Below are 1,890 nucleotides of genomic sequence, written 5' to 3'. Positions count from 1 at the left end.
GGCATGGGCGGCGGCGCGGGCCGGTAGACGCGCTCATTGAAAACGGCCACGCCGATCACGCCCACGTCGTCGGGTCGGCCAGTGCGGGCGGCGTAGGAATCCGGCAACGAGGTGAACTCGAAGGCCGCGACTTCCTGGTCGCTCTTGCGCCAGCCGGTGATGTCGTAGCTCTGCCAGGGCGCGAGCACGTAACCGCTCTGGCCCCAGTCGGCCGTCTGGCCGGTCACGATGTTCACGCCGTCGACCGACATCACCGCCATCACACGCTCATTCGTGCGGTTGGTGATGCGGATCGCGTAGCGCGAGCCGGGCCGGCCGGCAACGAAGTGCTGGCCACGGTAGGGATACAAGGCGAGCGTGTCGGCCGTTTCGCGGTCGATCACCTGCACGTCGACGCGTGAGCCCAGGGCTTGTGCGGCCGAGGGCCAGGCCCAGGCCACGGCGGCTGCGAGAGCCGCTGCGGCGGTCAACAAGGCCCGGCGTCCGGCCTCACGGCCGTTCAGTGCGCGTGTTTCGCAGGAGGGGGCGTGTCTCATGGGATCTCCGGTTTCGCTGTGTAGACATACGTTCTACGGGCGGGGGCGGAGATCGGGGTTAAACGCCTTTCAACAAAGTGGCGCGCCGCCTTGCCTTACAGGTCGTCGCTGAACATGTGCACCACGCCGGTGGCGATCAGGCCAGGATCGGCGACCTGGTAGTCCAGGTTCGTCAGCACGACGACCGACCAGCCGCTGTCAACATAGCGGATGTACTGGGTGGTGTAGCCGTCCATTCCGCCCGAGTGCGAGACGACCAGGTTGCCGCTGTGCATGTAGGCGACGAACCAGCCCAGGCCGTAGTTGGCGTAGAGGCCACCGCCCATATCGGGGACGGCCGCCTCGGGTGTCCACATCAGCGTCTGGGATGCTGTGGGCAGCAAGGTGCCATTTCGCACTGCCGCGTCGAACTTGGCCATGTCCAGTGCCGACATCTCGATACCGCTGGCGCCCGCGCTGAGGTACTCGAGCGAGCCGGAGGACAGGTCGACAGACTTCCAGCGGTCATCGGTGTTGACGTAGCCGAGCGCCTTGTCGACGAACGAGTTGTTGGGGCTGATGTAGCGCGCGCTGGTCATGCCCAGTGGCGTGAAGATGCGTTCCTTGACGTAGTCGCCGTAGAACTTGCCAGTGATGCGCGAGACGATGAAGCCCATCAAGTCGTAGCCGACATTGCTGTACATCCACCGGCTTCCGGGCTGGAATTCGACCGGGTACTTGCGGAAGGCGGCCAGCATGTGCTCTTCGGTGGTGGCGCCGGCGTCGTTGATGTGGGCGAAGAAGTCGTTGTCCGGCAAGTAGGCGAGGCCGGCGGTGTGCGCCAACACCTGGCGCACGGTGACGTCGTTCCAATAGGCGGGGCCTTCGGGGCCGAGATAGTCGGCGATCTTCGCGTCCAGGTCGATGCGGCCCTCCTCGCGCAACATCATCACCGCGGTCGCCAGGAACGTCTTCGAGATCGAGCCGATCTGCAGCCGCTGTTCGAGCCGGATCGGTGTGGCGTGGGTCACGTCACCGTAACCGTAACCCTTGGCATAGACGATCTGACCGTCGTGCAGGACCACCACCGTGGCGCCAGGCATCTTCTGGCTGCGCAACTGCTGCTGTACGAAGGCGTCGACATCGTCGCGCTGCTGCTGGCTGGCGCCGTCGGCGCGAGTGGTCGTGACAGCCGTCAGGCTGTTGACCTGTACGCCTTCAGTCTCGTCACCGCCACTGCCACCGCAGCCCGTGACCAGCACGCCGGCGACGATCATCGCGCCCAGGCGGCGCCAAGGCCGAGTGGACGCTGGGAAGGCGCGCGGCGCGCGGCCGGTGAACAAGCTCATGGATCGATCCCTCGAATTGGACGCGC

General features: G+C 65.8%; 1 protein-coding gene and 1 pseudogene. Both read right to left on the bottom strand.

Annotated elements, in window-relative coordinates; all coding sequences use genetic code 11:
• Positions 1-536, bottom strand: a pseudogene (locus tag AC1DYI_RS34245) (hypothetical protein); the annotation flags it as partial.
• 95 nt (positions 537-631) lie between these two features.
• Positions 632-1,864, bottom strand: a complete 1,233-nt coding sequence (locus AC1DYI_RS34240; RefSeq protein WP_477208562.1) for a serine hydrolase domain-containing protein — start codon at positions 1,862-1,864, stop codon at positions 632-634.
• Positions 1,865-1,890: the final 26 nt, after the last annotated feature.

It is taken from the genome of Ideonella sp. P3_A4 (assembly GCF_056403075.1).
The sequence above is the reverse complement of the archived record's forward strand: the minus strand, read 5'-3'. Positions and strand labels throughout refer to the sequence as shown.

Bases quoted from the DNA above. Each gene is read 5' to 3' on its own strand.
- AC1DYI_RS34240 (WP_477208562.1), bottom strand. From the start codon at position 1,864: ATGAGCTTGTTCACCGGCCGCGCGCCGCGCGCCTTCCCAGCGTCCACT.